This window comes from Rheinheimera sp., from assembly GCF_037442525.1.
Classification (GTDB): Bacteria; Pseudomonadota; Gammaproteobacteria; order Enterobacterales; family Alteromonadaceae; genus Pararheinheimera.
Genome location: NZ_JBBIQD010000001.1, coordinates 83,100 through 109,263, shown reverse-complemented (window position 1 = coordinate 109,263; position 26,164 = coordinate 83,100). Strand labels below are relative to the sequence as shown.

The following is a 26,164-nucleotide window of genomic DNA, read 5'->3' as shown; positions in this document are numbered from 1 at the left end:
TGCATGACAACTGCGATTGAACAAAACCCGGCTCAGAGCGCTGGCAAGGATGTAAAGCAAGTGCTGGCTCAGCTCAGCGAAAAATTTCCGCTGTGTTTTAATCTGACGGGTGAAGCTAAACCTCTGAAAATTGGTATTTTTCAGGATTTAACTGAGCGTCTGACCGAAGAAGATGGCATCAGTAAAACGCAGATCCGTCATGCGTTACGTATGTACACGTCCAGCTGGCGTTACCTGTCCGGTGTGAAACTGGGTGTCGCGCGGGTGGATCTGGATGGTCAGGCGGGTGAGCTGATTGACGAACAACAGGCTCAGCATGCCGCTCAGACGCTGGAACAAAGCAAAGCCAAAGCCGCCGAAAGCCGCAAGGCCCGTCAGGCCGAAGAGCGGGCCAAACAGCGCGAACAGCAAAAAGAACAACGTAAAACCCAAGGTGCTGACAAAGCTGGTTACAAAAAAGCTGCTGCCAAAACCAAGTCAAAAAGCGCACAATCACAAAGGTCTGAGCACAAGGCCAAAGCGGTTGAATCCAAACCAGAAATTGAACTTATGGCGGTGGATTTTGCCTCATTACAAGCTGGTGCTGCTGTGCAGCTGAAGGTTGGTCAGAAGCCGGTTCCTGCAACTGTTGTTGAAATCTCAAAAAATGACGTTGTGGTACAACTGAACTCAGGCATGGTGATTAAAACCACCGGCGATAAATTGTTCCGCCTGTAACCAAATACGAGAGACTCATGAATAGATTATCCGCTGTGGCAGCTCTGGTGATGCTGATGTCGGGGGCTGTGATTGCAGCACCTGTGATAGATCCAACCCCTGAACTGAAACAGGAACCCCAACACGCCACAGCTTCAAAGCGGGTCAGCAACTACTTTAGCCGTGAGCACTACCTTGGGGTTCGGATGGATGATCAGCTGTCGTCCAAAGTCTTTGACCGCTATCTGAAAAGCCTGGATTTTTTCAAAAATGTGTTATTGAAGTCGGATATTGACGGCTTTGAAAAATACCGGACTAAATTTGACGATGCGATGGCGTCTGGCGATTTTGCTATTGCTTACGAGATGTTTAATCTGGCACTGAAACGCCGGATGGAGCGTTTTGATTATGCCATGACGCTGCTGGACAGCCCCTTTGATTTTACCCAAAAAGACGCTTATGAATTTGAGCGCGAGGATTCGCCTTGGGCGACTGATTTGGCTCATCTGAATGAGTTGTGGCGGCAAAAGGTGAAGTACGATGCACTGAACCTGAAACTGGCCGGCAAAGATGATGCAGAAACGAAAAAGCTGCTGAAAAAGCGTTATGAAAATGCAAAAAAACGCCTGGTTCAGACCGAAAGTGAAGATGTCTTCCAAATCGTGATGAACGCTTATGCGCGCAGTATCGAAGCCCATACGTCCTATCTGTCACCCCGTAACGCTGAGCGCTTCCAGCAGGAAATGAACCTGTCGCTGGAAGGCATAGGTGCGGTGCTGCAGGCTGACGATGATTTCACTGTGATTATGAGTCTGGTGCCTGGTGGTCCGGCTGACTTGAGCAAAAAAGTGAAAGTCAAAGACCGTATTATTGGTGTGGCACAGGGCGATGAAGAATTTGTGGATGTAGTGGGCTGGCGCCTCGACGACGTCGTGGATCTGATCAAAGGCCCGAAAGGCTCGACAGTGCGGTTGCAGGTGCTGCCAGGTGGGGATGCGACCACAGGCACGCCAGCACAGGTGACTATTGTCCGCGACAAAATCCGGCTGGAAGACCGCGCCGCCAAAGCCGAAGTGCTGGACCCTAAACTGGCGCCGCTCGGTAAGAAAATTGGCGTGATCAACATTCCCAGTTTTTACAACAATCTGACTGAAGATGTTAAAAAAGAACTGGCCAAGCTGAAACAAGACAAAGTGGATGGCGTCATCATTGACTTGCGTGGCAATGGCGGTGGTTCTTTGCCTGAAGCTATTTCACTGAGCGGGCTTTTTATTGAACGTGGCCCTGTGGTGCAAATCCGTGAAGCCGGCAACCGTATTGGCATCAGCCAGGATCAGGACCCATCGGTGTATTATGATGGCCCGCTCACCGTGATGGTGGACAGGTACAGTGCATCGGCTTCTGAGATTTTTGCAGCCGCGATGCAGGATTATGGCCGGGCCCTGATTGTCGGTGAACATACTTTTGGTAAAGGTACTGTGCAGCAGCACAGAGGTTTGGGTCGTGTCTATGACATGTTCGAAGAGTCACTGGGGTCAGTGCAATTCACCATTGCCAAGTTTTACCGCATTAATGGCGGCAGTACGCAGCATAAAGGCGTGACTCCGGACATTGTGTTCCCGTCACCTATTGAGCCGGGCGAGTGGGGCGAAAGCAAAGAAGAGAATGCCTTGCCTTGGGACAGTATTCCTGCGGCTCAGTACAATGCCTCCAATGAGATCCGCAAAGCTGTGCCTGTGCTGCTGCGTAAACACGAAGAACGCTTCAGCAAAACTCCTGAATACGCCTATCTGATGGAAGATATTGCGCTCTATAACAAAGAGAAAGACGAAAAAACCATTTCGTTGAATGAAAAAGAGCGGCTGGCCCGCAAAGAAGAAAATTCGGCAAAAGATTTAAAAAGGGTAAATGAGCGTCTGGCCCGCCTGAAGTTACCAGCGGTAAAAACGCTGGACGATGTGCCTGAAGTTCTGGAAAAATTGGACCCATTGCTGGAAGAGACGGCGCAAATCACCATTGATTTGCTCAGTCTGGGTCAGATGGCCAAACGAGCCGAATCACGCTGAATAAAAAAAGGCGGTGTAAACACCGCCTTTTTTATCAATAGAATGAAACCAAAGAACTGGCCCAAGCCAGTCGGGACATACCATGGAACACAACACCTCAGTCAAAGAACCCAGTTTTCTCGATGCCAGCCTGCCCCTTGTGGTGTTGGTATTTTTATTGGGCCTGTCGGTCTTTTTGTACGGCAGTGATTCGTCATACGGTCCAAACCAGATCGCACTTTTTGTGGCCGCAGCCGTGGGGGTCATTATTGGCCTGAAAAATGGCTACAGCTGGACCGAAATAGAGCAGGCTATGGTCAAAGGCATTTCGTTGTCTTTGGGGGCTTTGTTGATTTTATTTTCGGTCGGCGCTTTGATCGGCACCTGGTTATTATCCGGCACCGTGCCTTCATTGATTTACTACGGCTTACAAATTCTGGACCCGTCCTGGTTTTATGCCGCCAGTTGTTTGTTGTGTGCTGTGGTCGCGTTGGCGATCGGCTCCAGTTGGACTACGGCGGCCACCATTGGTGTAGCCTTAATTGGGGTGGCATCGGGGCTTGGGATGTCACCTGCTGTAACAGCCGGTGCTATTGTGTCAGGTGCTTATTTTGGCGACAAAATGTCACCGGTCAGTGAAACCACCAATCTGGCACCGGCAGTGGCCGGCTCCAACTTATTTGATCATATCCGCCACATGACCTGGACGACCGTGCCCAGTATGGTGTTGGCACTGATCCTGTTCTCTGTTGTCGGCTTTAATTCAGAAGGCAACGCTGACGATTCAACTATTCGCGCTATCAGCGAAACCTTGCAGCAGCATTTTGAGATCAGCCCGCTGATGCTGGTACCACTGTTGGTGCTGATGGTGATGGCCGTCAAAAAAGTACCGGCTTTTCCAACTGTTTTTATCGGTGCGTTGCTGGGGGCCGTTTGGGCTGTGGTGTTTCAGCCTGAGCTGATGGCAAAAATGGCGGACAGCAGTCTGAACCCAATACTGGCACAACTAAAGGTGGTTTGGACCACCTTGCATGGTGGTTTTGTGATTGAAACCGGCAATGCCGAACTGGACAAATTGTTGAATGGTGGTGGCATGGTAAAAATGCTGAATACCTGCTGGCTGATCTTCTCGGCCATGATGTTTGGTGCTGTGCTGGAGCATATAGGTTTACTGCGTAAATTTATTCAGGGCATTCTGGTCTGGGCCAAGAGCACAGGGTCATTGATCACCAGCACCATCGCCACCTGTTTTGCCACCAATATTCTGACGGCCGATCAGTACATGTCCATTGTGATGCCGGGCCGGATGTTTAAGGAAGAGTATGAACGCCGTGGTCTGGCACCGGTGAATTTGTCCAGGACGCTGGAAGACGGGGGCACCATTACCAGCCCGCTGATCCCCTGGAATACCTGCGGTGCTTATATGCACGGTGTGCTGAATGTGAATCCGCTGGATTATGCCGCCTATGCGTTTTTTAACCTGATTAACCCGGTACTGGCGGTGATTTATGCCTACCTGGGCATTAAAGTGCTGAAACTGACTCCGCCGGACACCCCCTACACAGCCGCGGTGCAAAACAAATAACAGCAACAGCAGGCCAGTTTACTGGCCTTCTTTTTACTCCTAGCATTGGACAGACTTCATTCAGATTTAACCAGTGGATACGACAGCCATGACTCAGACCACCACACGCCAGGCCAAACGACTGGCTGATTACCAAGCCCCGCAGTTTACAATCACAGATGTCGAACTCTGGTTTGAGCTGGAGCCACAGTGCTCCCTGGTGACCGCCCGTTATCAGGTGAAAGCGCAAAAAAAAGGCGCCAATCAGTTGGTCCTGGATGGTCAGCACCTTGAGCTTGTTGCCATCACACTGGATGGTCAGCCTTTGGCTGCTCAGCAGTATGAGGTGACGGACGAGTCGTTAACAATTTTTGCGATGCCTGCCCAGGCGGAACTGGAGTTACAGGTTCGGATTAACCCAGCAGCAAATACAGCACTCGAAGGTCTGTACTTGTCGAATGGGGCATTTTGCACCCAATGTGAAGCCGAAGGCTTCCGCCGAATTTGTTATTACCTGGACAGGCCAGATGTGATGGCGCGGTTTACCACCCATATTAGTGCCAATCCACAGAGCTACCCGGCCTTATTGTCCAATGGCAATAAAGTCGCAGAGCGGGAGCTAACTGATGGCCGCGTCCAGGTAACCTGGGTCGATCCTTTCCCTAAACCCTGTTATTTGTTTGCACTGGTGGCCGGGGATTTCGACTGCCTGAAAGGGGAATACATCACACGATCGGGTCGCAGAGTTGCGCTGGAGTTTTATGTCGACAAAGGCAATGCGGCTCGCGCCGAGTTTGCGCTTGAAGCCTTAAAACGGGCCATGCGTTGGGATGAACAGACCTATGGTCTGGAATACGACCTGGATATCTACATGGTGGTGGCGGTCGACTTTTTTAATATGGGGGCGATGGAAAACAAAGGCCTGAATGTGTTTAACAGCAAGTATGTGCTGGCGGACCCTCAGTCAGCCACAGACACTGATTTATACAATATCGAATCTATTATCGGTCATGAGTATTTCCACAACTGGACCGGCAACAGGGTAACCTGCCGCGATTGGTTTCAGCTGAGCCTGAAAGAAGGTCTGACGGTGTTTCGTGACCAGCAATTCAGTGCGGATATGGCCTCGGCTACCTTGAGCCGCATCGACGCCGTCAAAACTATCCGTACTCATCAGTTTGCTGAAGATGCAGGCCCAATGGCACATCCGATCCGGCCACAGCAGGTGCTGGAGATGAATAACTTCTACACAGTGACTGTCTATGACAAAGGCGCAGAAGTGATCCGGATGTTACATACATTGCTTGGGCAAGACGGCTTCCGTCAGGGCATGGATCTGTATTTTGCCCGGCATGACGGGCAGGCGGTCACCTGTGATGATTTTGTCAGTGCCATGCAGGATGCCAATGGCCGTGATCTGAGCCTGTTCCGCCGCTGGTACAGTCAGTCTGGCACGCCGGTACTGCAGGTGAATTCAATCTTCCACCCTGAATTGCAGCAGCTCGAACTGCAATTTTGCCAGCACACTGCACCGACGGCTGACCAGCAGGAAAAACGCAATCTGCTACTGCCAGTGCGTATAGAGCTGTTATGGCCAGAGCACCAGGAGACACATCTGGTGGAAGTGACAGACTATCAGCAAAGTAGTGTATTTCACGCGGCTCAAGAGCCCGTGGTGGTGGTTCTGGCCGATTTTTCTGCACCTGTACGCCTGCAGTACAATCAAAGTCTGCACCAGCTGCTGACCGTGGTGAAAAGTGCAGAAGACGGTGTCGCCCGTTGGGATGCCATGCAGCAGATTTGGAGTGACTTAATTCGGCAGTCGGTGCAAAGGGCGCAAGTGCTGACCGTTCCTATCGAACTTTTGAATCTGTACCGTGAGTTATTGCGCCAGCCGCAGGGAGATTTGGCTTTTATCGCCGAACTTCTGACGCCCCCTTCCTTTGAATTGCTGGCTGAACAGTACCAACCTGTGCCTGTTGATGCCTTGTTGGATGCGCTGCACCAGATCCGCCGTCAGCTCTCAGACCAATTAGCTGCAGAATGGCTGCAGTGTTATCAGCAACTGACCAGCACAGCTTATGCCTACCAACAACATCAAGTGGCAGAGCGTGCGTTCAGGGCCTTATGTCTGGATTATCTGGCTATGCAGGCAGAGGGAGCCGCCCTGTTACCGCAGGCCTATCAAGGTGCTGATAACCTGACTGATCAGTTGGCGGTACTGAAAGCCTGCCGGAATGCGCAGCATCCCTTGTTTGACCCGCTGATGGCAGAATTTGAGCGGCGCTGGCGTCAGGATGTCCTGGTTCTGGACAAATGGTTTGCGCTCAAAGCCAGCCTGCCAGCTGCAAAGACCTTGGCTGAATTACAGCAACTGACTTCACATCCGCAGTTCAGCTGGCAGAATCCAAACCGGGTCAGAGCGGTATTTATGGCTTTTGCCCAGCAAAACCCGGCGATATTTCATGCCGCTGATGGCTCGGGGTATCAGGTTCTCAGCGACGTCATTCTGAAACTGGATCCCATCAACCCGCAGTTGGCAGCACGGCTGGTGACGCCTTTATTGTCCTGGCATCGCTTTGAGCCTGGCAGGGCCGGGCAGCTCAGGGCATTGCTGTCCGCAATGTCGGCTCGCCCGGGCTTAAGCAATGATTTGTATGAAAAACTGAGTAAAAGCCTGAGCCACTAAATGCCACAGTACCGTTTTCCATTGCTGTTGGATAAAGCCCAGTGTCTGGCCTTTTATCAGGGCAGGATCACCGATGTGGTGGTCTATGCCTCCAACGGGCAGACAGTGCAGTTACCGCTGCGTCATTTTCGTCCTTATATGCAACATGAGGGGCTGCAGGGGTACTTTGTATTAACACTGAGCGACGATGGCAAGTTTGAGCAGTTACAGAAAATTAATTAGAGCTATTACTTTAAACAAGGGATTAAAACAACCCCCTCGATTTTTCATACTTTAGCCTGTGTTTTCATTAAGTTAGCTCGGTTGTGGCAGTAAAAACCAGATGACTCAAACTGGTGCAACGACAGTCACCATGGGCAGTGATGAAAAACTGAATAGAAATCAAAGGATTTGCTCTGTGGCAAGCCTTGCACCCTGATCAAAATGATGCAATGATTTCCTTGAAATGGGCTGAGCTCCGAGCAGTTGGCTGGCCTGATAAATAAAAAAGAACAAAGACCTGCAGGGACAGGGGGGAGACTAACCAATGAAAAAACAGCAACTTGCCTTTGCTAAACACAGATTAGCAGCCGGCGTTGCTTCGGCGTTGTTTGCGTTAACCGCAGGCTCCGCTCAGGCCGCCACATTCAATTTTAATGATGTCGATGTTGTGTTTGACTCAACCTTTTCGTACGGAGCCAGCTGGCGTGCTGAAGACCGTAATTTCGACACCATCAGTAAGGTCAACCACCCGCGTTTTAACTGGTCTGGTTATACCGCCTTTGGTAACCCTGTCTACACCGCCGCGGAGATTTGGGCGCAGCCTGGTTCTTATTCCAGCAATGGTGACGCCGGTAACCTGAATTTTGATAAAGGCGATATGTTCTCTGAGGTGTTTCGTGGCACCCATGAGTTGTCCATTGCCAAAGATGATTTAGGTTTCTTCAGCCGCTTTACCTATTTCTACGATAAAGCGCTGATGGATAAAGATGGGGCTTACACCAATCCGCTGTCAGGCAACAAAGTAGACCCCTGTGCCGATAAAGACGCCCGCGAACTGGCGTGCCGTGACATCCGCTTACTGGATGCTTATGTGTATGGCAATTTTGCATTAAACGATGGTGCTAACCCGCTGTCTGTCCGTATCGGTCAACAAGTATTGAGCTGGGGTGAAAGCACCTTTATCCCCCATGGTATTAACATTACCCCCGTGGATGTAGGCACCTTACGTACGCCTGGCGCCGATTTGAAAGAAGCCTTTATTCCGGTGGGGATGGCCTGGGCATCTTTAGGTTTGACTGAGAATTTGTCTGCCGAAGTCTTTTATCAGTACGAATGGCAGAACAGCTATCTGCCTGTGCCTGGCAGCTATTTCTCCACCAATGACTTTGCCGGTAAAGGCGGTTATGCCCAGAACGTGCAGTTAGGTTTTGCCGGTAACCCGGATATTGATCTGGATTTCCTGGTGCAGGAAATGAATGCCTTGTCCACTCAGGCAGGTAGCATGCTGCAGGTGCTGGGCAATCCAAATGCCACTGCTGCACAAAAATCTGCGGTGGTCAGCGCCATGCTTGCCTATTCCACCAAAGTGACTTTGCGTCCACAAGGTTCAGCCGGTGAGATTGAACCGGAAGACGGTGGTCAGTATGGGGTGAAATTCGAATACTTTTCGCCTGAACTGAATGACACAGAGTTTGCGCTGTACTACATGAATTATCACAGCCGTACTCCGTTGATCTCCGGTATTGCCTCTGACTTTACCGTGGGCCCTGCTGATCGTGGCGTGGTCCAGTCCCTGGTCTATCTGCAACAGAATGCCGGTAACATTACCGCCGACAATATTGCTGGCATGGACGTATTCTCAAAAGCGCTGATCCAGTACCCGGAAGATATCAAATTATATGGTTTGAGCTTTAACACCACAGTGGGCACGACCTCTGTGGCGGGTGAGCTGGCACACCGTAAAGATGAACCACTGCAAATTGATGACGTGGAAATTCTGTATGCCGGTATGCCAGAGCAACTGGCGAACGCCGGTTTACGTCCGGAACTGGAAGGCATCAGTCAGGTGGGTCGTGCCGATGGCAATAAAGTCATGCCGGGGGAGTTTGCCCAAGGCTATATTCTGACGGACACCACCCAGGCACAGGTAACCATGACGCACTTGTTTGGTCCTCTGCTGTTTGCCGACAACTTCAGTATGCTGGCCGAAGTGGGTGGCATCAAAATTCACGATATGCCAGATCCTTCCGTGCTGCGTCTGAATGGTCCAAACACAGACCGCAGTGGCGGTCCATTGCTGGGGACCATCAACGGAGGGCCGCTGGTGAACAAAGATGGCTTGCATACAGCCCTTTCGAACGGCGCCGAGACCAATCCGTTTCCGACTGCTTCAGCCTGGGGCTATCGTTTACTGGCCAAAGCCGACTTTAACAACGTCTTTGCCGGTGTGAATATGAACCACAAACTGGTGTTTTCGCATGACGTGAACGGTATTACACCGGATCCGCTGTTTATGTTCTCCAAAGACAAAAAATCTGTCGGTTACACCATTGGTTTTGATTACCTGAATCAGTGGTCAGCGGAGTTTTCTTACAACGCGTTCTGGGGTGGGGTAGGCACGACCAACAACACTGCAGACCGCGATTTTGTATCGTTTAACATCAAGTATTCTATTTAAGGGACGGGGATATAGACCTATGAAAAAAATTACCCTGGTCGCGTCGACCATAGCTTTTGTGTTGAGCTGTGGCGCTATGGCAAAACTTCCAGCGGATCAGGTCGCGCGTTTAGGTGCTGACCTGACGCCGCTGGGGGCGGAAAAAGCAGGCAATGCGGATGGCAGCATCCCGGCCTGGGACGGTGGTATCAAAGCTGCTCCGGCTGGCTACAAAGTGGGGGACCACCATCCGGATCCGTTTTCAGGTGACAAAGTGCTGTTTACTATTGATAAGTCCAATGTCAATCAATACAAAGCCTTGTTAAGCCCTGGTCAAATCCGTCTGTTCGAAAGTTACCCGGACAGCTATAAAATGCATGTGTATCAGACCCGGCGTACTGCATCATTCCCTCAGTATGTCTATGATGCCACTAAAAAAATTGCATCGACAGCTGAGCTGGTTGAAGGTGGTAACGGTATTGTGAATGCCGCTATAGGTATTCCGTTCCCGGTGCCGCAAAACGGCCTGGAAGCCATTTGGAACCATTTATTGCGTTACCGTGGTGTGGCTGCCAGCCGCAACGGTGGTCAGGTGGCACCAACCGCTTCAGGTGATTTTGTCACCATAGGTTTTGATGAGCAGATCATGTTCAAGTATTCAGCGCCGGATGCCACAGTCGACGCGCTGCAAAAAGAGAACATTCTGTTCCGCTTTAAGCAGGCAGTGACTACGCCAGCCCGTCTGGCCGGTACAGCCTTGCTGGTTCATGAAACCATGGACCAGATCAAAACACCTCGTCAGGCCTGGACTTATAACACTGGCCAACGTCGGGTCCGCCGCGCGCCTAACGTGGCCTATGATGCGCCAGGCACCGCGTCCGACGGCCTGCGTACCACAGACGACTTCGATATGTTTAACGGTTCACCCAACCGTTATGACTGGAAGCTGGTGGGCAAGCAGGAATTGTTGATCCCATACAACAGCTACAAAATGCACAGCAAAGATGTGAAGTACGCTGACCTGATCAAACCTGGTCATATCAACCCAGAGTATGTACGGTGGGAAAAACACCGGGTTTGGGTGGTGGAAGCCTCGCTGAAGCAGGGCACCAGCCATGTGTATGGCAAGCGGGTGTTCTTTATTGATGAAGACAGCTGGCAAATCCATGTGGCAGACCTGTATGACAACCGCGGTGAGTTGTACCGTGTGGCTGTGGCGCATGGCCTGAACTACTACGAAGTGCCAACACACTGGAGTACACTGGAAGTCTACCATGACCTGAACACTCGCCGTTATCTGGCAATTGGTCTGGACAACGAAGACAAGATGTATGACTTTGGTGTCAAGCTGACGGACAACGACTTTACGCCGGCCGCGCTGCGCCGTGAAGGCACCCGCTGATTCGCAGCCCTAAGAGAAACGGTTGGCTTGCGCCAACCGTTTTTGTTTCAGAACAGATACTGAGTGAAAACTCTAATGAAGTTAACAACATTCTCCTTTGCCGTTGTGCTGAGTCTGTCCGCTCAGGCGGCAGAAAGCGGTCCGACTCAGGCGCAGCCAGCGTACCAGCTGCCATTGGCCCAACATTCCTTATTGACCGACCTGGTGAAGGTTTCTGACCGGCTGTATGTAGCCGTGGGCGACAGAGGCCATGTGCTGACGAGCGCCAATGGCGCTGACTGGGCTCAGGCGGCCACACCGCTGCAGAGCTTATTAACCTCGGTGTATTTTGCCGATCCGCAGCATGGCTGGGCCGTGGGGCATGATGCCAGCATTATTGCCACCAAAGATGCTGGCAAGAGCTGGCTGTTGCAGCAGTACAAACCCGAAACTGATAAACCTTTGTTTGATATTTTGTTTGAAAACTCAAGCCATGGCATAGCTCTGGGCGCTTATGGCATGTTTTTCCGCACCACGGATGGCGGCAACAGCTGGCTGGCTGAGTTCCACGAAGAACTGGTTGGTGATGAAGATCGTGAATTTCTGCAGGAATTAAAAGAAACGGACCCTGAAGGCTATGAAGCGGAGAAAGCCTCGATTCTGCCGCACTTTAACCGGGTCTATTTACATCAGGGCACTTTGTATCTGGTGGGTGAGGCTGGCTTTTTTGCCACCAGCCAGGATTTTGGTAAAAGCTGGGTGCGTCAGAGCGAGTTTTACAACGGATCCCTGTTTGGTATTACCAAAACCGCCAAGGGCAGTCTGATTGCTGTGGGTTTACGTGGTCATGCCTTTCGCAGTACTGACGAAGGCCAGAGCTGGCAGGCCATCAGTCTGCCATCGCAGGCGACCCTGAACAGCGCATTTTCGGATGATGCCGGTCATCTGTACCTGACCGGCAATGCCGGTACTTTACTGAAAAGCTCGGACGACGGAGTGACCTTTGTCAAAACAGCCACCCAGGACAGCAAAGCCATACTGAATGCGCTGGTGATAGGCCAGCAACTGGTTCAGGTGACGGAAGCTGGTTTGCGTTTTACCCCTGTTAAAGAAGACTAAGCCTTATGAGTCTGAATAGTATCGTCAATCGTTGTGAACAGGCCCTGTTCCGCCACAGAATACCGGTGATCCTGCTGTTTGTGCTGGCCACCCTGGTGTTATTGTTTAAAGCCAGCCAGATTAAACTGGATGCGGCCTTTACCAAAAACATTCCGCTGCAGCACAGTTATATGCAGACCTATATGAAGCACGCCAAAGATTTTGGTGGTGCCAACAATATTCTGGTTTCGGTCTGCGACAGCCATGGCTCTATTTTTAACGAAAATTTTTTTACCACCTTTAAAAAAGTGCATGACCAGGTCTATTACCTGCCTGGTGTTGACCGCAGTCTGGTTAAATCACTGTTCAGCCCCTCAACCCGCTTTGTAGAAGTGGTGGAAGACGGTTTTGCCGGGGGCCCTGTGATACCGGCAGAGTTTACGCCTAGCGAAGCCGGCCTGGCCGAAGTGAAAGCCAATATCGAAAAAGCCGGTATTGTTGGCCGTATGGTGGCCGATGATTTCAGCTGCGCCATGATTACGGCGCAGTTGCTGGAAGTCGACCCGGACACCCAACAAAAGCTGGATACCATTGCCTTTGCCAGCCAGCTGGAGCAGCAGGTGCGGGCTCAGTATCAGGACGACAACACCAGCATTCATATCATTGGTTTTGCCAAAATGGTGGGCGACGTGGCGGACGGTGCCAAAGGCGTGTTGCTGTTTTTTGCAGTGGCCATTGCCATTACCAGTGTCATGGTGTACCTGTTCAGCAGTTCGGTCATGTTGACGCTGTTGCCTATTGCCTGTTCACTGATAGCGGTGATCTGGCAAATGGGTCTGCTCAGTACCGCTGGTTTTGGTATAGACCCAATGTCTATTCTGGTGCCATTCCTGGTGTTCGCCATCGGCGTCAGCCATGGTGTGCAAATGATCAATGCCACAGGCAAATTTGTTGCGTCCGGGCTGGACGCCAAATCTGCGGCCCAGGCCAGCTTTCGCAAACTGCTGATCCCTGGTGGTGTCGCCTTGCTGTCTGACACTGTAGGTTTTCTGACTCTGCTGATTATCGATATCGGTGTGATCCGTGAACTGGCCATAGCCGCCAGTCTCGGGGTTGGGGTCATTATCCTGACCAACCTGTTTTTGCTGCCGGTGCTGATGTCCTACATCCGGTTCAGCGACAAGTACCAGCAGAAAATCCGTCAGCCTCACCCGGGCATTGACAGGTTCTGGCATGCCATGTCGGCTTGTGCCACACCCAAATATGCCGCCTTGATCCTGGCCATTACTGCTGCCTTGTTTGCCTATGGCTGGCAACAAAGCAGCCAGCTGAAGATTGGTGATTTGCATGCCGGAGCGCCTGCATTGCATGAAGACTCGGTGTATAACCAGGATACCTTCCTGATCACCGACCGCTACGCCATCTCAGTGGACTATATCAATGTGATGGTCGAAGCACCTGCCAATGGCTGCACTTTCCATGACGTGATGGAGCGCATTGATCAGTTCCAATGGCAAATGGAAAATGTACCTGGTGTACAGTCCGCGGTGTCCTTGTCTTCGGTGTCCAAAACCATTAATGCGGCATACAACGAAGGCAATATGAAATGGCGGGTATTGCCACGCACCACCGAAAGTCTGGTGCAGGCCTCCAGCCGGGTTGAGACCAGCACAGGGCTGTTAAACACCGATTGTTCCGTGATGCCGGTCATCCTGTTTCTGCAGGACCATAAAGCGGAGACCATCGAAAACGTAGTGGCTGAAGCCAAAAGGGTTGGCGCAGAGCTTGAAACCGACAACCTTAAATTTAAACTGGCTTCTGGCCCTGTCGGGGTGATGGCAGCGACCAATGAAGCGGTGTCAGCGGCTCAGACCCCGATGATGTGGTGGGTGTACGGCGCTGTGGTGTTATTGTGTCTGCTCAGCTTCCGCTCTGTCCGGGCCACTGTGGCTGTCATTGTTCCGCTTTACGTGGTGTCGATGCTGGCAACCGCATTGATGACCCATCTGGAAATAGGCCTGACAGTGTCGACCTTGCCGGTGATCGCGCTGGGCGTTGGTATTGGTGTGGATTACGGCATTTATATTCTGTCAAACATGACGCAGCTGTTACGAAATGGCACCTCGTTACGTCAGGCCTACTTTACAGCCCTGCAGGAAACCGGCAGTGCCGTGCTGTTTACCGGTCTGACCTTGGCGATTGGTGTCAGCACCTGGGTCTTCTCCGCACTGAAGTTCCAGGTGGATATGGGCATACTGCTGACCTTTATGTTCCTGGTGAATATGCTGGGGGCTGTACTGGTGTTACCGGCCCTGGCTGCCTTGTTCTGGCGGAAAAACAAAACTGTCGGTTAAAATCTGCACATTCAATTTTTGCATGATTAAACACGAAAATGGCCTTAGGGCCATTTTCTATTTAACGCAGATGAATACTTTGTCAAATCAGCCATTTCTTTGCTGGACCAACCAGAACAAAAGCTATAAATAAAGCTCGAAAAGGCGGATAATAGTCAATAAACTTCGCACCTGACACGCTCTGCAAGTAAAGAAAACCCGGTGTCTGGCACTGAGGTTTCAAACAAGGATTACAAAATGGCACTCATAGACGGTCAACCCTCTGTATTACTCCAAAACGTAAGTAAGCTGATCCGCTCCAAAGTGAAAGACCAGGTTGACCTGGTCGAGAAGTTTGCTTTTACCCTGTACGGCGACATGTCGCATGAAGATTTATTCGGACGCAATGACAGCGATTTATATGGCGCCGCGCTGAGTCTGTGGCAAAGCCTGAATGGCCACACGGACGATAAAGCGCTGATCCGGGTGTTTAACCCGGAAATTGCCAAACATGGCTGGGAATCCCGGCACACTATCGTCGAAATCGTGGTGAAAGACAGCCCGTTTTTAGTGGACTCTGTGCGGATGGCACTGAACCGGCAGACCATTACGTCACACCTGTTATTGCATTATCCGCTGCAAACCGTTCGGGGTGACAATGGCGATATCACTCAGTTCCATAAATTGGGCACTATCGGCAACGCCAGCACTGAACAAACGGTGTTTCATATTGAAATTGACCGGATGACCGACAAAACGGCTATCGATGCGTTAAAGGCTGAATTGCAGTCGGTGATGGAAGATCTGTCTCTGGCGGTACAGGACTGGCGTCCGGTGCGTGAAAAGCTGAAGCAGGTGATTGCCGATTTACCACAACAGGCCAGTCACAGTGAGCCGGAAGAACTGAATCAAACGCTGGAATTTTTAAACTGGATGGTGAAAGACAACTTCACTTTTCTTGGCTACCGCGAATACCGTATTAAAGCGGTGGAGGGGGACCATAAAATTGAAGGCGTCAATGAAGGCGCTATGGGCCTGATGCGCCGCTCAGTATCCCGTGATCTGATGTTGTCCGAATTGCCGGCTCAGGCCCGTAAACAGGCATTGAATTCGTCGTTGCTGATCCTGACCAAAACCAACAATAAATCCCGTGTGCACAGACCGGCTTATATCGACTATGTCGGTGTGAAGAAGTTTGACGACAAAGGTCAGGTGATAGGTGAAGACCGTTTTATCGGTCTGTATTCTTCCTCTTTGTACAACAACAGCGCCGCCGATATTCCATTGCTGAAAAGTAAGCTGGCCAAAGTGATGGCCAAGTCTGGTTTTGCTGTGGGCACCCATGCCTACAAAGCGCTGCTGAATATTCTGGAAACCTACCCGCGCGATGAGCTGATCCAGGCCACAGTGGACGATTTACTGGATGTGTCAACCGGTGTGCTGCAAATGCAGGAGCGGGATATGACCCGTCTCTTTGTGCGTAAAGATGCCTTTGGGCGCTTTGTTTCTGCCATGGTCTATGTACCGCGTGAGCGTTACAACACGCAGTTGCGTAAAGAAACCCAGGCTATTCTGGCGCAATCCTTAGGCAGCACAGAACCTGTTGAATTCACCACCTACTTCTCTGAATCCGTTTTGGCCCGGACTCATTATTTTGTCCGGATCAACGACAACAGTATCGAGTTTAATGTGAAAGAAATTGAACGTAATTTAGTGGAAGCGGCCCGCACCTGGGAAGACAAGCTGGAAACCGCATTGTTGGCCCATTATGGCGAAGCCCGGGGCCGTGAGTTGTCACGTAAGTATCTGAACGCCTTCCCGCGGGCTTACAAAGACGAAATGCTGCCAAACGACGCGCTGGTGGATATCCAGAAGCTGGAAGCGCTGAACGACGAACACAAGCTGGATATGCTGTTTTATAAACCGCAGGAAGAGCGGGATGACAGCAAAGCAGTGCGGTTGAATCTGTTCCACAAAGATCATCCCATTCATTTATCGGACGTTCTGCCAATTCTGGAAAACTTTGGCCTGCGGGTCATTGGCGAAACGCCATACGCCGTGCGTTGCCCGGACGGCAGTGTCAGCTGGATTTTGAACTTCTCGATGGAAGTGAACGGTGAAATGCCGGCCGATTTTGAAACGGCGCAACTGTCGTTCCAGGAATCATTCGCCAAAGTCTGGAACAGTGATCTGGAAGATGACGGCTTTAACCGTCTCATCCTGGGCGCCGGTCTGACAGGCCGTGAAGCCTCATTGCTGCGAGCCTTTGCCAAATACAAACGTCAGATTGGTGGCACCTTCAGCCAGGCTTATGTCGAGTCTGCCTTTGCCCGTTACCCGCAGCTGGCGCGTTTACTGGTGACCTTGTTTAACAGTAAGTTTGACCCGGAAGCTGCTGCCTCTGCTGAGCAGATTGCGGGCATTGAAACTGAGATCCTGGCGCAGCTGGAGCAAGTAGCCAACCTGGACGATGACCGTATTTTCCGTCGTTTCCTGTCCATTATTCAGGCCATTGTGCGCACCAACTACTTCCAGAATGCGGAAGATGGTTCGCAGAAGCCATACATTTCATTCAAAGTCCGTCCGGCGCAAATCCCGGATATGCCATTGCCCTTGCCATTCTTTGAGATCTTTGTCTACTCCCCCAAAGTGGAAGGGGTGCACCTGCGCTTCGGCAAAGTAGCCCGTGGAGGCCTGCGTTGGTCAGACCGCCGTGAGGATTTCCGTACCGAAGTGCTGGGTTTGGTCAAAGCCCAACAGGTGAAAAACACCGTGATAGTCCCGGTTGGTGCCAAAGGTGGTTTTGTCTGTAAGAAATTACCCACCACAGGTGGCCGTGATGCCTGGCTGGCAGAAGGTAAAAACTGTTACCGCACCTTTATCCGTGGCTTGCTGGATGTGACCGACAATATCGTTTCAGGACAAATTGTGCCGCCCAAGTCGGTGGTGCGTCTGGACGAAGATGACCCCTACCTGGTGGTCGCGGCCGACAAAGGCACCGCCACCTTCTCCGATATCGCCAACGGCATTTCGCTGGAATACAACCACTGGTTAGGCGATGCCTTTGCTTCTGGCGGCTCCAACGGCTACGACCACAAGGGCATGGGCATTACCGCCCGTGGTGGCTGGGAGTCGGTGAAACGTCACTTCCGCGAAATTGGCATTGACTGCCAGACCACAGATTTTACCGTGGTGGGTATTGGTGATATGGCCGGTGATGTGTTTGGTAACGGCATGCTGTTATCCGAACATATCCGCCTGCAGGTCGCCTTTAACCATATGCATATTTTTGTCGACCCGAATCCAGTGTCGGCCACATCTTTTGTCGAGCGTCAGCGCCTGTTTAACCTGCCAACCTCCACTTGGGATGATTACGATAAGTCGCTGATTTCCGAAGGCGGCGGCGTTTTCTCCCGCAGTGCCAAAGCCATTAAGCTGACGCCACAAATGCAGCAGATGCTGGGCACTACAGCCAGCAGCCTGACGCCAAACGAGTTTATCCGCGCCGCTCTGATGATGCAGGTGGATCTGATATGGAACGGTGGTATCGGCACTTATGTCAAAGCGACAGACGAAAGCCATGCCGAAGTGGGTGACCGGGCATCAGAACCATTGCGCGTCAATGGCAAAGACGTCAAAGCCAAAATGATCGGGGAGGGCGGTAATCTGGGGACCACCCAACGTGGCCGTATTGAATACGCCATGCATGGAGGCCGGATTAACACCGACTTTATCGACAACGTCGGTGGTGTGGACTGTTCAGACAATGAAGTGAATATCAAAATTCTGCTGAATGCGCTGGTCGCCAGCGGCGATATGACGCTGAAGCAGCGCAATGAGCTGCTGTACAGCATGACCAATGACGTGGCTGACATTGTGATCAACGACTGTTACCGTCAGACCCAGAGTATTTCTGTCTCTATGGTGCTGGGCGCTGAGCAGATGAAGGAATACACCCGTTTTATCCATGCGCTGGAAAAAGACGGCAAACTGAACCGGGAGCTGGAGTTCCTGCCCTCTGATGATGCGCTGGCAGAACGCACCGCCAAAGGTCAGGGCCTGACCCGTCCTGAAATGGCCATTCTGACCGCCTACGGCAAAATGGTACTGAAAGAGTGGCTGGTTCTGCCTGAGATCTATGAGAACAGTTACTTCAAACGTCACCTGTTCAAAGCCTTCCCGCAGGTATTGCAGGACCAGTTTGCCGCAGAGATGGAAACTCACCCGCTGAAAGCCGAAATTATTGCCACTAAGCTGGCTAATATGCTGGTCAACGACATGGGGGCGAACTTTGCCCACCGTATGATGGAAGAAACAGGTTCGTCCATTGGTGAAGTCGCGTTGTGTTACACCATTGCCCGTGACCTGTTTGATGCGGAAGCTGTAGCGGCGCAGATTGAAGAGCTGGACAACAAGATTGCCGCTGATGTGCAAATCCGCCTGTTACACCAGTTACGCCGCACCATGCGTCGTACCACACGCTGGTTCCTGCGTCATCGCAACAAAGCGCTGGATATTCAGCAAACGGTGGAGTTTTTCAAACCTGCCTATCAGGCGGTGTCCGAACACCTGCACCGTCTGATGGCGCCAGTGGAAGCCGAACAAATTGCCGCCAATGCGGACAAACTGGTCGAGCAAAGCATTCCTGCACCACTGGCCCGTTATATGGCCCAGCTGAGCAGCCTGTTCTCCATTATGGATATTGCCCAGGTGGCAGCAGCGGAAAACAACGATTTGCTGTTGACCGCCGAGATTTACTTCAAGCTGGGCGACCGTCTGGACTTGCACTGGTTCCTGGAACAAATCACTCAACAGCCGGTCACCAACCACTGGCAGGCGCTGGCCCGCGCTTCCTACCGTGAAGAGCTGGACTGGCAGCAACGCGCCTTATCCGCTGTGGTTGTACGCAGTTGTGGTGGGGCTTGTGACGCCGATGCCGTGATCAGCCAATGGATCAGTGCTCACGAAGGGGTATTGGCCCGTTGGCGCCTGATGCTGGCTGAGTTCAAAACCACCAAGAGCCATGAGTTCGCCAAGTTCTCTGTGGCACTGCGCGAGCTGATGTTGTTGAGCCATCACTGTGATCCTGTGAAATAATCACAGAAGTGGCTAAAATACCCCGGTTTTCACCGGGGTATTTTTTTGCCTGAACTTGTATCACTGCGCCAAGCCGCAGCAACCATGAGAAGCCAGCCCATTATGTTTTATTCTTTAGCCCGCTCTTTGATGTTTTGTACCGACGCCGAGTTCTCTCACCATCTGGCTCTGGGCAGTCTGAAGCATCTGAAAAATACGCCAGCCTCTTTGTTATGGCGCCAAACTTTACCGAAGAAACCTGTGACAGTGGCCGGGCTGCATTTTGATAATCCGGTGGGGCTGGCGGCTGGTTTGGATAAAAATGCCGACTGCATTGATGCCTTTGGTCAGATGGGGTTTGGTTTTATTGAAGTTGGCACTGTGACGCCACGGCCTCAGGCTGGCAATGACAAACCCCGCTTATTCCGTTTGCCTGAAGCCCATGCCATTATTAACCGGATGGGCTTTAACAACAAAGGTGTTGATTATCTGGTCGAGAACGTGAAAAAGGCCAGTTACAAAGGTGTGCTTGGTATTAATATCGGCAAAAACAAAGATACGCCCAACGAAAAAGGCAAAGACGATTACATTGAATGTATGCGCAAAGTCTATGCCCATGCCAGTTACATCACGGTCAATATTTCGTCGCCCAATACACCGGGTCTGCGCGATCTGCAATTTGGTGATGCCTTGCTGGACTTGCTGCAAGCGGTCAAAAATGAACAGTTGGATTTGCAGGCACAGCAAGACAAATACGTCCCTGTCTTTGTCAAAATTGCACCGGATATGGATCCTGTGGCTGTGCAGCAAGTGGCCGAAACTTTGCTGGCCAGCAAAATGGATGGTGTGATCGCCACCAACACAACGCTGGACAAAACAGCGGTTGCCCATTTAAAACATGGCCAGGAAATGGGGGGATTAAGCGGTTTACCTGTGCAGCAAAAAAGCACAGAAATCATCCGGCAGCTGCGTGTGGCGCTGGGTCCGAAGCTGCCTATCATCGGCGTCGGAGGTATTGATTCGGCGGCTGCGGCTCAGGAAAAACTGGCAGCAGGAGCGAACTTGTTGCAGGTTTACAGCAACTTTATTTACCGAGGTCCGCAGTTGATTAAAGAGATCGTGGAAAGCTTATAAGGATCAGTTTTTGATCCTGCAAACTTAGCACCAAATATTCTTTGGCAAGCCACAAAGGCTGGGGTAGAACAAACAGCAATCACTGAATAAGGATGCTCTGAATGCTGTTTATCAACCCCAACTGGCGCTGGCAATTTTGTCCGCAACAAGGCACCTTGCAACTCTGTCTGGATGAGTCCACTGTGCTTTGCTCTGGCCTGTGCCAAAAGCAACTGCGCCATAGTCCGGTGACTCAAGGAAGCGTTGCGGCCTTGACGCTTGAACATGCCGGCTTGTTGATGGAACAACTGGAACAGCTGGAAAGCCTGGTGCCTGACGCCCTTGCGATGCAATGCGCATTGCGTTTGATGGTTATACGGCATTTTGCTGCAGCGGCAGTGCAAAAAAGCCATTATTTTCATTTCGGCACCGCATCCCGCGTTCTGGCGGATTACAGTCTGGTTATGCTGGCAGGGCAAAGTCAGGCGAAGGCGTTGCTGTTTGCCACTGAAGGCCAGACTGCAGACTGCCTGTTGCTGGAATCTGTACAAACCCTGACCGGCAAAGAACTTTCTCCGCTCAGTCATGTCAGAGTGCTGGCGAACCGGTTAAGCCCATTCAGTTCAGGATCGGCCTATCTGTTGTCCGCTTAGTTTCGGGGTATTTTGCCTGATCGGACTAGCCAGCACGGCTGCTGTAGGTAGAATACAGCTTCTTTTTTTGTGCTGGATGAATCATTAGTGTCTACTCAATCGGATCCTTTTCTGGAAATCCGTCCTTATCATGATGACGAAGTGCAGGGGGCCATCAGCCGCCTGTTGGATGATCAGGACTTCTTACACGCTATTCTGAATTACCGTCTGGCCAGCTGGCCAAAAACAGTACGTTATTTATTTACACCCTTTCTGCGGTGGTTATTAAAACGTAAAGCCAGTGGTTTAAAAACAGTGGCGGATGTTCAGCATCTGGTTGCCGACTTTCTGGAGCAAAGCCTGAGGCAAAGCTCCAGTGGCATGACAGTGTCCGGCCTTGAGCACCTGGATCCGAAACAATCTTATTTATTTGTATCAAACCACCGTGATATTGCAATGGACCCGGCGCTGGTCAACTGGTGTCTGCACCAAAAAGGCATGGACACGGTGCGGATTGCCATTGGCGACAACTTACTGAAAATGCCTTGTGCCACAGAGCTGATGAAGCTGAATAAAAGTTTTATTGTCAAACGCTCGGTCAAGGCGCCGCGCGAAATGCTCAAAGCTCTGAGCCAATTGTCGGCCTATATCAAACATTCCCTGGAAACCGGGCATTCCATCTGGATAGCGCAAAAAGAAGGTCGGGCCAAAGATGGCCTGGACCAAACGGATGACGCTATTCTGAAAATGTTTTTTATCGAAGGGAAAAAACGTGGTGAAGAATTTGCTGCGTATATTCAGGGATTAAAGCTGGTCCCGGTTTGTTTGTCCTATGAATTTGACCCACTGGATGAAGCCAAAGCCAATGAGTTGTATCAACTGGGGAGTACAGGTCAGTACCAAAAGGCAGAATTTGAGGATATTCAAAGCATAGTGCGTGGTATTACCGGACAGAAAGGCCGCATACATGTGCATTTTGGCACACCGCTTCAGGGGGATTTTGCCACACCTGAACAAGTGGCAGACGAAATCGACCGGCAGATCTGGGCAGGTTATAAACTTTTCCCGGTGAATTATCTGGCGGCTGGCCTGGCGGATCGTTCAATTGCTGCGGCGGACCAACAACAGTACCAGCAAAAACTGGCTGCGTTGCCTGCGGGTTTACGTCCTTATGTTGAACAAATGTATGCCGCACCTGCAATTAAACAACGGGAAACTTATGGCCAGAACCTTGCAGTATAAGTACAAAGGGGTGCTGAAACAGCAGCCCTTCAGTTATGACAAGTACCATGACGCTTTTGAAGCCGCAGCGGCTGCCGAAGGGGTGGATCTGACGGCCTTTCGCAAGATGGAGCAACAGGTGGCGATGACCGCCAAAGGCAAAGGGGCATTGAAAGATTACCGCCGCAATGCCTTTGCCGCTTTAGGGTTTACCGATGTGGTCTTACTGAAAGAGGAGGCTCAATCCTGAGCCTGACCACAGGCAGTTTCACCACAACGTTGAATACGGTCACCGGCCTGAATCCCGTGTGCTTTAAACCAGCCCTGCGGCATTTCCAGCGCTCCCAGCACAGGTCCGGCGGAAGGGCGGCTGGTTTTATCAAAAGGCTCCAGTGCAATCACCTGTTCAATGGTCCAGTCGGCTTTGATGTAAGCCAAATCAAGAGCGGACGGTGTGTTATGCATCCAGAATGCCATAGGCCGCACTCTGTCACCGATAAACAACATGCCTGTCTGCACATTGGGCCTGTCCATCAGGCCTTGTGCCCGTTGCTCTGGGCTGATGGCCAGTTCCACTTCAATCTGCTGTGAACCGACCTGCAACCACTCTTTGTCAAACCGCAGCGGAGCTGACGGGCTCTGTTGCGCCTGACAAGCCGAACTGCACAGCAGAGTCAGCAGAAGTAATGCACGTGACATGGGAAATCCTCCAATAAAAAAGCCGGACCAAAAAGTCCGGCTTTTCCTGAATAAAACTGAACGCTTAGACTGCGGCCAGTGCCTGACGTGGGTCAGTGTATGGCAGAGACAGCGCGTCAGCAACGTGCTGATTAACCACCTGACCATTGATCGCGTTCAGACCATTGAGTAAGTGTGCATCGTCCAGTAAGGCTTGTTTGTAGCCTTTATTCGCCAGACGGATAATAAATGGCAGGGTGGCATTGTTCAGCGCAAAAGTAGAGGTCAGAGGGACCGCACCTGGCATGTTGGCCACACAGTAGTGCACCACGTCATCCACAATGTAGGTTGGCTCAGCGTGGGTGGTCGCACGGGACGTCTCCACACAGCCGCCCTGATCGATGGCCACATCCACAATGGCGGAACCCGGTTTCATCCGCTTGATATGATCCGCAGTCACCAGTTTTGGCGCTGCAGCACCAGGGATCAACACACCGCCAATCACTAAATCAGCCGCCAGTACATGTTTCTCCAGCGCATCAGCGGTGGAATACACAGCTTTCACTGTGCCACCAAACTGAGCGTCAATACGGCGTAACACGTCAACGCTGCGGTCCAGCACTGTGACGTCCGCTCCCATCCCCACGGCCATTTGTGCGGCGTTGGTGCCGACCATACCACCACCGATGATCACCACTTTGGCTGGTTCTACCCCTGGCACGCCGCCCAACAGCATGCCACGACCGGCACAGGATTTTTCCAGTGCGCGGGCACCGGCCTGAATGGACATACGTCCGGCCACTTCAGACATTGGCGCCAGCAATGGCAAGCCACCGCGGTTGTCAGTGACGGTTTCGTAAGCGATACAAATGGCTTTGGATTTGATTAAGTCTTCAGTTTGCGGCAGGTCCGGTGCCAGGTGCAGGTAAGTAAACAGGATCTGGCCTTCGCGCAGCATGGCACGTTCTACAGCCTGAGGCTCTTTTACTTTGACAATCATTTCGGCCTTGGCAAAAACTTCTGCGGCGGTAGCCAGCACTTCTGCGCCAGCGGCCTGGTAAGCATCGTCACCAAAACCAATACCGGAGCCGGCGTTATGTTCGACAAACACCTGATGGCCGTGTGCAACCAGTTCACGCACGCTGGACGGGGTCATACCGACACGGTACTCGTGGTTTTTGATCTCTTTTGGTACACCAATAATCATAATTATCCGCCTCTGTAGGGGTTGGTAAAATTTTTGGCTAGTATAGAGTGAGATATGCAGAATTACCTGTTGTTTTTAGGCTTCATCTAAGTTATTAATCCTGCATTCATCTCCATAAACATATTTTTATCTGCTATGTATGAGACCAGTAAAAGTGTCAAGAAGCTTGACCGGATCGACCGAAAAATTCTGACAGAACTGCAACACGATGGTCGCTTAGCCAATGTGGAGCTGGCGAAGAGGGTAGGGCTCAGCGCCACTCCTTGCCTGGAGCGGGTGCGTAAGCTGGAGGCGGAGGGCTACATTCTGGGCTACACCGCCTTGGTGGACCCGAATAAGGTGGGGGCTCAGTTGTTGGTGTTTGTTGAAATCACCCTGAGCAAAACCTCACCGGAAGATTTTGATGAGTTCAGCAAAGCGGTGCAAAAGCTCCACGAGATCCAGGAGTGTCACTTAGTGTCTGGCAGTTTTGATTTTTTACTGAAGACCAGGGTTGCCAATATGGCGGCTTATCGTGAACTCCTGGGCGAAACCTTACTCAGACTGCCCAGTGTGCGGGAAAGCCGCACTTATGTGGTGATGGAAGAAGTAAAGCAGACCAGCTTTGTTGCAGTGACGTAATGGGTGCAAGCCAAAGCTGTCTCTGGTATCTTTAAACTGTAGAATTCTAAGAAGTAAATGGAATAAATTTGTGTTGAATGAGGCCATCAGGGTGCGCGCCCAGGTACTGTTTTCGTTAAATGCCATGCAACGACTGTCTGAAGTGGGCTTGATCCTGTGCTTCGGTTTTGCGGCTTTTGTGTTGTTGGCGCTGCTATCGTTTGACCCGGCAGACCCCAGTTGGTCCCAAGCCGGTTATCAGGCCGAGATCCGCAATTACGCGGGTCCTAAAGGCGCCTGGTTTGCCGACATCCTGTTATTTTGTTTTGGCTGGATAGCTTTTCTGGTGCCTCCACTGGTGGCATTAGGCGGCTTTCTGGTACTGCGCCGGGCTCAAAGTCTGCTGCAGATGGATTTTATGATCCTGGGGCTGCGCCTGCTGGGGCTGGTGCTGACTGTCTTGGCAGCCAGTGCAATAAGCAGTATCAACTTTAATGACATTTATTACTTTTCATCCGGTGGTGTGGTCGGTGATGTGGTGGCCGACATGCTATTGCCAAACTTCAACTTTATTGGCACTACCTTGTTACTGCTGTGCGGCTTGAGTACAGGCCTGACCATGGCCACCGGCATCTCCTGGGTGACTGTGGCGGATGAACTGGGCGCTTTGGTCTGGGCCGCACTGAGTGGGCTCGTGCGGTTGCCAGCCAAACTCAATCAGTGGTTAAGCCGTAAGTATCAGTCAGACACCTTCGCTGGCCCGGGTCCTGAAATTAGCCAGGCCGGTGCTGCGTTATTATCAGCAGACGCAGTGGCTAACACTGCCGCTGAACCTGCCACCGTGCGCTGTGTTTCGGCCGGGCAACCGGACAGCATAACGTCTGAGCATGAGCTGGGTGGGGACATGCCCAATGTCAGTGCCAGAATGGAACCCTCCTTGGGGGAGGTCAGCCTGTCAGCGACGGCCATTCAGGACGCTGTTGTGTTGACACCTGTTGCTGTGCAAGAAGCCCCCCAGGTGCGCCTGACCGGCGCTGACGACGATGATTTTGACCTGCCCTGGACTGAGCCTGTGACGGCTCCCAAACGCGGCTATTTTGCAGCGCAGGACGACGTGGCGCCTTTGCCTTTCAGTCCGCTGGATGAGCAAACGCAATCCAGTGCTTTTGTCGCTGTGGATACGCTGGCGGATG

At 51.6% G+C, this 26,164-nt stretch carries 17 protein-coding genes and 1 pseudogene; 16 read left to right on the top strand and 2 right to left on the bottom strand.

Annotated features, from left to right (window positions below; all coding sequences use genetic code 11):
- Nucleotides 1–3 precede the first annotated feature (3 nt).
- The 14 genes from proQ to WKJ03_RS00415 all read left to right on the top strand — a co-directional run bounded on the left by proQ (nucleotide 4) and on the right by WKJ03_RS00415 (nucleotide 22,736).
- A complete protein-coding gene (proQ, locus tag WKJ03_RS00480; RefSeq protein ID WP_337840187.1) occupies nucleotides 4–717 on the top strand; it encodes an RNA chaperone ProQ in 714 nt (237 codons plus the stop codon).
- A 17-nt stretch (nucleotides 718–734) separates the two neighbouring features.
- On the top strand, nucleotides 735–2,762 hold the full coding sequence (gene prc, locus WKJ03_RS00475) for a carboxy terminal-processing peptidase (protein ID WP_337840186.1): 2,028 nt from the start codon (nucleotides 735–737) through the stop codon (nucleotides 2,760–2,762).
- Between the two features lie 82 nt (nucleotides 2,763–2,844).
- Complete coding sequence (nhaC, locus tag WKJ03_RS00470) at nucleotides 2,845–4,326, top strand: Na+/H+ antiporter NhaC (protein WP_337840185.1); 1,482 nt, start codon at nucleotides 2,845–2,847, stop codon at nucleotides 4,324–4,326.
- Nucleotides 4,327–4,414: 88 nt separating this feature from the next.
- Complete coding sequence (pepN, locus tag WKJ03_RS00465) at nucleotides 4,415–6,994, top strand: aminopeptidase N (protein WP_337840184.1); 2,580 nt, start codon at nucleotides 4,415–4,417, stop codon at nucleotides 6,992–6,994.
- Complete coding sequence (locus tag WKJ03_RS00460; RefSeq protein WP_337840183.1) at nucleotides 6,995–7,216, top strand: DUF2835 family protein; 222 nt, start codon at nucleotides 6,995–6,997, stop codon at nucleotides 7,214–7,216.
- 304 nt (nucleotides 7,217–7,520) lie between these two features.
- The gene (locus WKJ03_RS00455) at nucleotides 7,521–9,653 is read left to right on the top strand and encodes a DUF1302 domain-containing protein (RefSeq protein ID WP_337840182.1); all 2,133 of its coding nucleotides are present in this window, start codon (nucleotides 7,521–7,523) and stop codon (nucleotides 9,651–9,653) included.
- Nucleotides 9,654–9,672: 19 nt separating this feature from the next.
- Complete coding sequence (locus WKJ03_RS00450) at nucleotides 9,673–11,034, top strand: DUF1329 domain-containing protein (protein WP_337840181.1); 1,362 nt, start codon at nucleotides 9,673–9,675, stop codon at nucleotides 11,032–11,034.
- A 75-nt stretch (nucleotides 11,035–11,109) separates the two neighbouring features.
- Nucleotides 11,110–12,132: a YCF48-related protein gene (locus WKJ03_RS00445; protein WP_337840180.1), complete on the top strand. Its 1,023-nt coding sequence runs from the start codon at nucleotides 11,110–11,112 to the stop codon at nucleotides 12,130–12,132.
- Nucleotides 12,133–12,137: 5 nt separating this feature from the next.
- Nucleotides 12,138–14,465: an MMPL family transporter gene (locus WKJ03_RS00440; RefSeq protein ID WP_337840179.1), complete on the top strand. Its 2,328-nt coding sequence runs from the start codon at nucleotides 12,138–12,140 to the stop codon at nucleotides 14,463–14,465.
- A 237-nt stretch (nucleotides 14,466–14,702) separates the two neighbouring features.
- On the top strand, nucleotides 14,703–19,541 hold the full coding sequence (locus WKJ03_RS00435) for an NAD-glutamate dehydrogenase (RefSeq protein ID WP_337840178.1): 4,839 nt from the start codon (nucleotides 14,703–14,705) through the stop codon (nucleotides 19,539–19,541).
- Between the two features lie 102 nt (nucleotides 19,542–19,643).
- A complete protein-coding gene (pyrD, locus tag WKJ03_RS00430; RefSeq protein ID WP_337840177.1) occupies nucleotides 19,644–20,654 on the top strand; it encodes a quinone-dependent dihydroorotate dehydrogenase in 1,011 nt (336 codons plus the stop codon).
- A gap of 101 nt (nucleotides 20,655–20,755) precedes the next feature.
- The gene (locus WKJ03_RS00425) at nucleotides 20,756–21,286 is read left to right on the top strand and encodes a hypothetical protein (protein ID WP_337840176.1); all 531 of its coding nucleotides are present in this window, start codon (nucleotides 20,756–20,758) and stop codon (nucleotides 21,284–21,286) included.
- Between the two features lie 87 nt (nucleotides 21,287–21,373).
- Nucleotides 21,374–22,507: a 1-acyl-sn-glycerol-3-phosphate acyltransferase gene (locus WKJ03_RS00420; RefSeq protein ID WP_337840175.1), complete on the top strand. Its 1,134-nt coding sequence runs from the start codon at nucleotides 21,374–21,376 to the stop codon at nucleotides 22,505–22,507.
- Nucleotides 22,485–22,736, top strand: a complete 252-nt coding sequence (locus WKJ03_RS00415) for a DUF2960 family protein (protein WP_337840174.1) — start codon at nucleotides 22,485–22,487, stop codon at nucleotides 22,734–22,736. The genes WKJ03_RS00420 and WKJ03_RS00415 overlap by 23 nt, the downstream gene beginning before the upstream one ends.
- Here WKJ03_RS00415 and WKJ03_RS00410 read toward each other — a convergent pair.
- Both WKJ03_RS00410 and ald read right to left on the bottom strand, forming a co-directional pair.
- Nucleotides 22,727–23,185: a DUF192 domain-containing protein gene (locus WKJ03_RS00410; protein ID WP_337840173.1), complete on the bottom strand. Its 459-nt coding sequence runs from the start codon at nucleotides 23,183–23,185 to the stop codon at nucleotides 22,727–22,729. The two genes, WKJ03_RS00415 and WKJ03_RS00410, sit on opposite strands and share 10 nt — an antisense overlap.
- 64 nt (nucleotides 23,186–23,249) lie before the next feature.
- Nucleotides 23,250–24,371, bottom strand: a complete 1,122-nt coding sequence (ald, locus tag WKJ03_RS00405; protein WP_337840172.1) for an alanine dehydrogenase — start codon at nucleotides 24,369–24,371, stop codon at nucleotides 23,250–23,252.
- Between the two features lie 135 nt (nucleotides 24,372–24,506).
- Between ald and lrp the strand changes: the two genes are divergently transcribed.
- Entirely contained in the window at nucleotides 24,507–24,992 is a 486-nt protein-coding gene (lrp, locus tag WKJ03_RS00400; RefSeq protein ID WP_337840171.1) for a leucine-responsive transcriptional regulator Lrp, read from the top strand.
- Nucleotides 24,993–25,116: 124 nt separating this feature from the next.
- Nucleotides 25,117–25,623: pseudogene (locus tag WKJ03_RS00395) on the top strand (DNA translocase FtsK 4TM domain-containing protein); the annotation flags it as partial.
- Nucleotides 25,624–26,164: the final 541 nt, after the last annotated feature.

What these genes read in the sequence shown, in the direction of transcription:
- proQ (WP_337840187.1), top strand. Translation starts at nt 4, where the DNA reads ATGACAACTGCGATTGAACAAAACCCGGCTCAGAGCGCTGGCAAGGAT.
- prc (WP_337840186.1), top strand. Translation starts at nt 735, where the DNA reads ATGAATAGATTATCCGCTGTGGCAGCTCTGGTGATGCTGATGTCGGGG.
- nhaC (WP_337840185.1), top strand. Translation starts at nt 2,845, where the DNA reads ATGGAACACAACACCTCAGTCAAAGAACCCAGTTTTCTCGATGCCAGC.
- pepN (WP_337840184.1), top strand. Translation starts at nt 4,415, where the DNA reads ATGACTCAGACCACCACACGCCAGGCCAAACGACTGGCTGATTACCAA.
- WKJ03_RS00460 (WP_337840183.1), top strand. Translation starts at nt 6,995, where the DNA reads ATGCCACAGTACCGTTTTCCATTGCTGTTGGATAAAGCCCAGTGTCTG.
- WKJ03_RS00455 (WP_337840182.1), top strand. Translation starts at nt 7,521, where the DNA reads ATGAAAAAACAGCAACTTGCCTTTGCTAAACACAGATTAGCAGCCGGC.
- WKJ03_RS00450 (WP_337840181.1), top strand. Translation starts at nt 9,673, where the DNA reads ATGAAAAAAATTACCCTGGTCGCGTCGACCATAGCTTTTGTGTTGAGC.
- WKJ03_RS00445 (WP_337840180.1), top strand. Translation starts at nt 11,110, where the DNA reads ATGAAGTTAACAACATTCTCCTTTGCCGTTGTGCTGAGTCTGTCCGCT.
- WKJ03_RS00440 (WP_337840179.1), top strand. Translation starts at nt 12,138, where the DNA reads ATGAGTCTGAATAGTATCGTCAATCGTTGTGAACAGGCCCTGTTCCGC.
- WKJ03_RS00435 (WP_337840178.1), top strand. Translation starts at nt 14,703, where the DNA reads ATGGCACTCATAGACGGTCAACCCTCTGTATTACTCCAAAACGTAAGT.
- pyrD (WP_337840177.1), top strand. Translation starts at nt 19,644, where the DNA reads ATGTTTTATTCTTTAGCCCGCTCTTTGATGTTTTGTACCGACGCCGAG.
- WKJ03_RS00425 (WP_337840176.1), top strand. Translation starts at nt 20,756, where the DNA reads ATGCTGTTTATCAACCCCAACTGGCGCTGGCAATTTTGTCCGCAACAA.
- WKJ03_RS00415 (WP_337840174.1), top strand. Translation starts at nt 22,485, where the DNA reads ATGGCCAGAACCTTGCAGTATAAGTACAAAGGGGTGCTGAAACAGCAG.
- WKJ03_RS00410 (WP_337840173.1), bottom strand. Translation starts at nt 23,185, where the DNA reads ATGTCACGTGCATTACTTCTGCTGACTCTGCTGTGCAGTTCGGCTTGT.
- ald (WP_337840172.1), bottom strand. Translation starts at nt 24,371, where the DNA reads ATGATTATTGGTGTACCAAAAGAGATCAAAAACCACGAGTACCGTGTC.
- lrp (WP_337840171.1), top strand. Translation starts at nt 24,507, where the DNA reads ATGTATGAGACCAGTAAAAGTGTCAAGAAGCTTGACCGGATCGACCGA.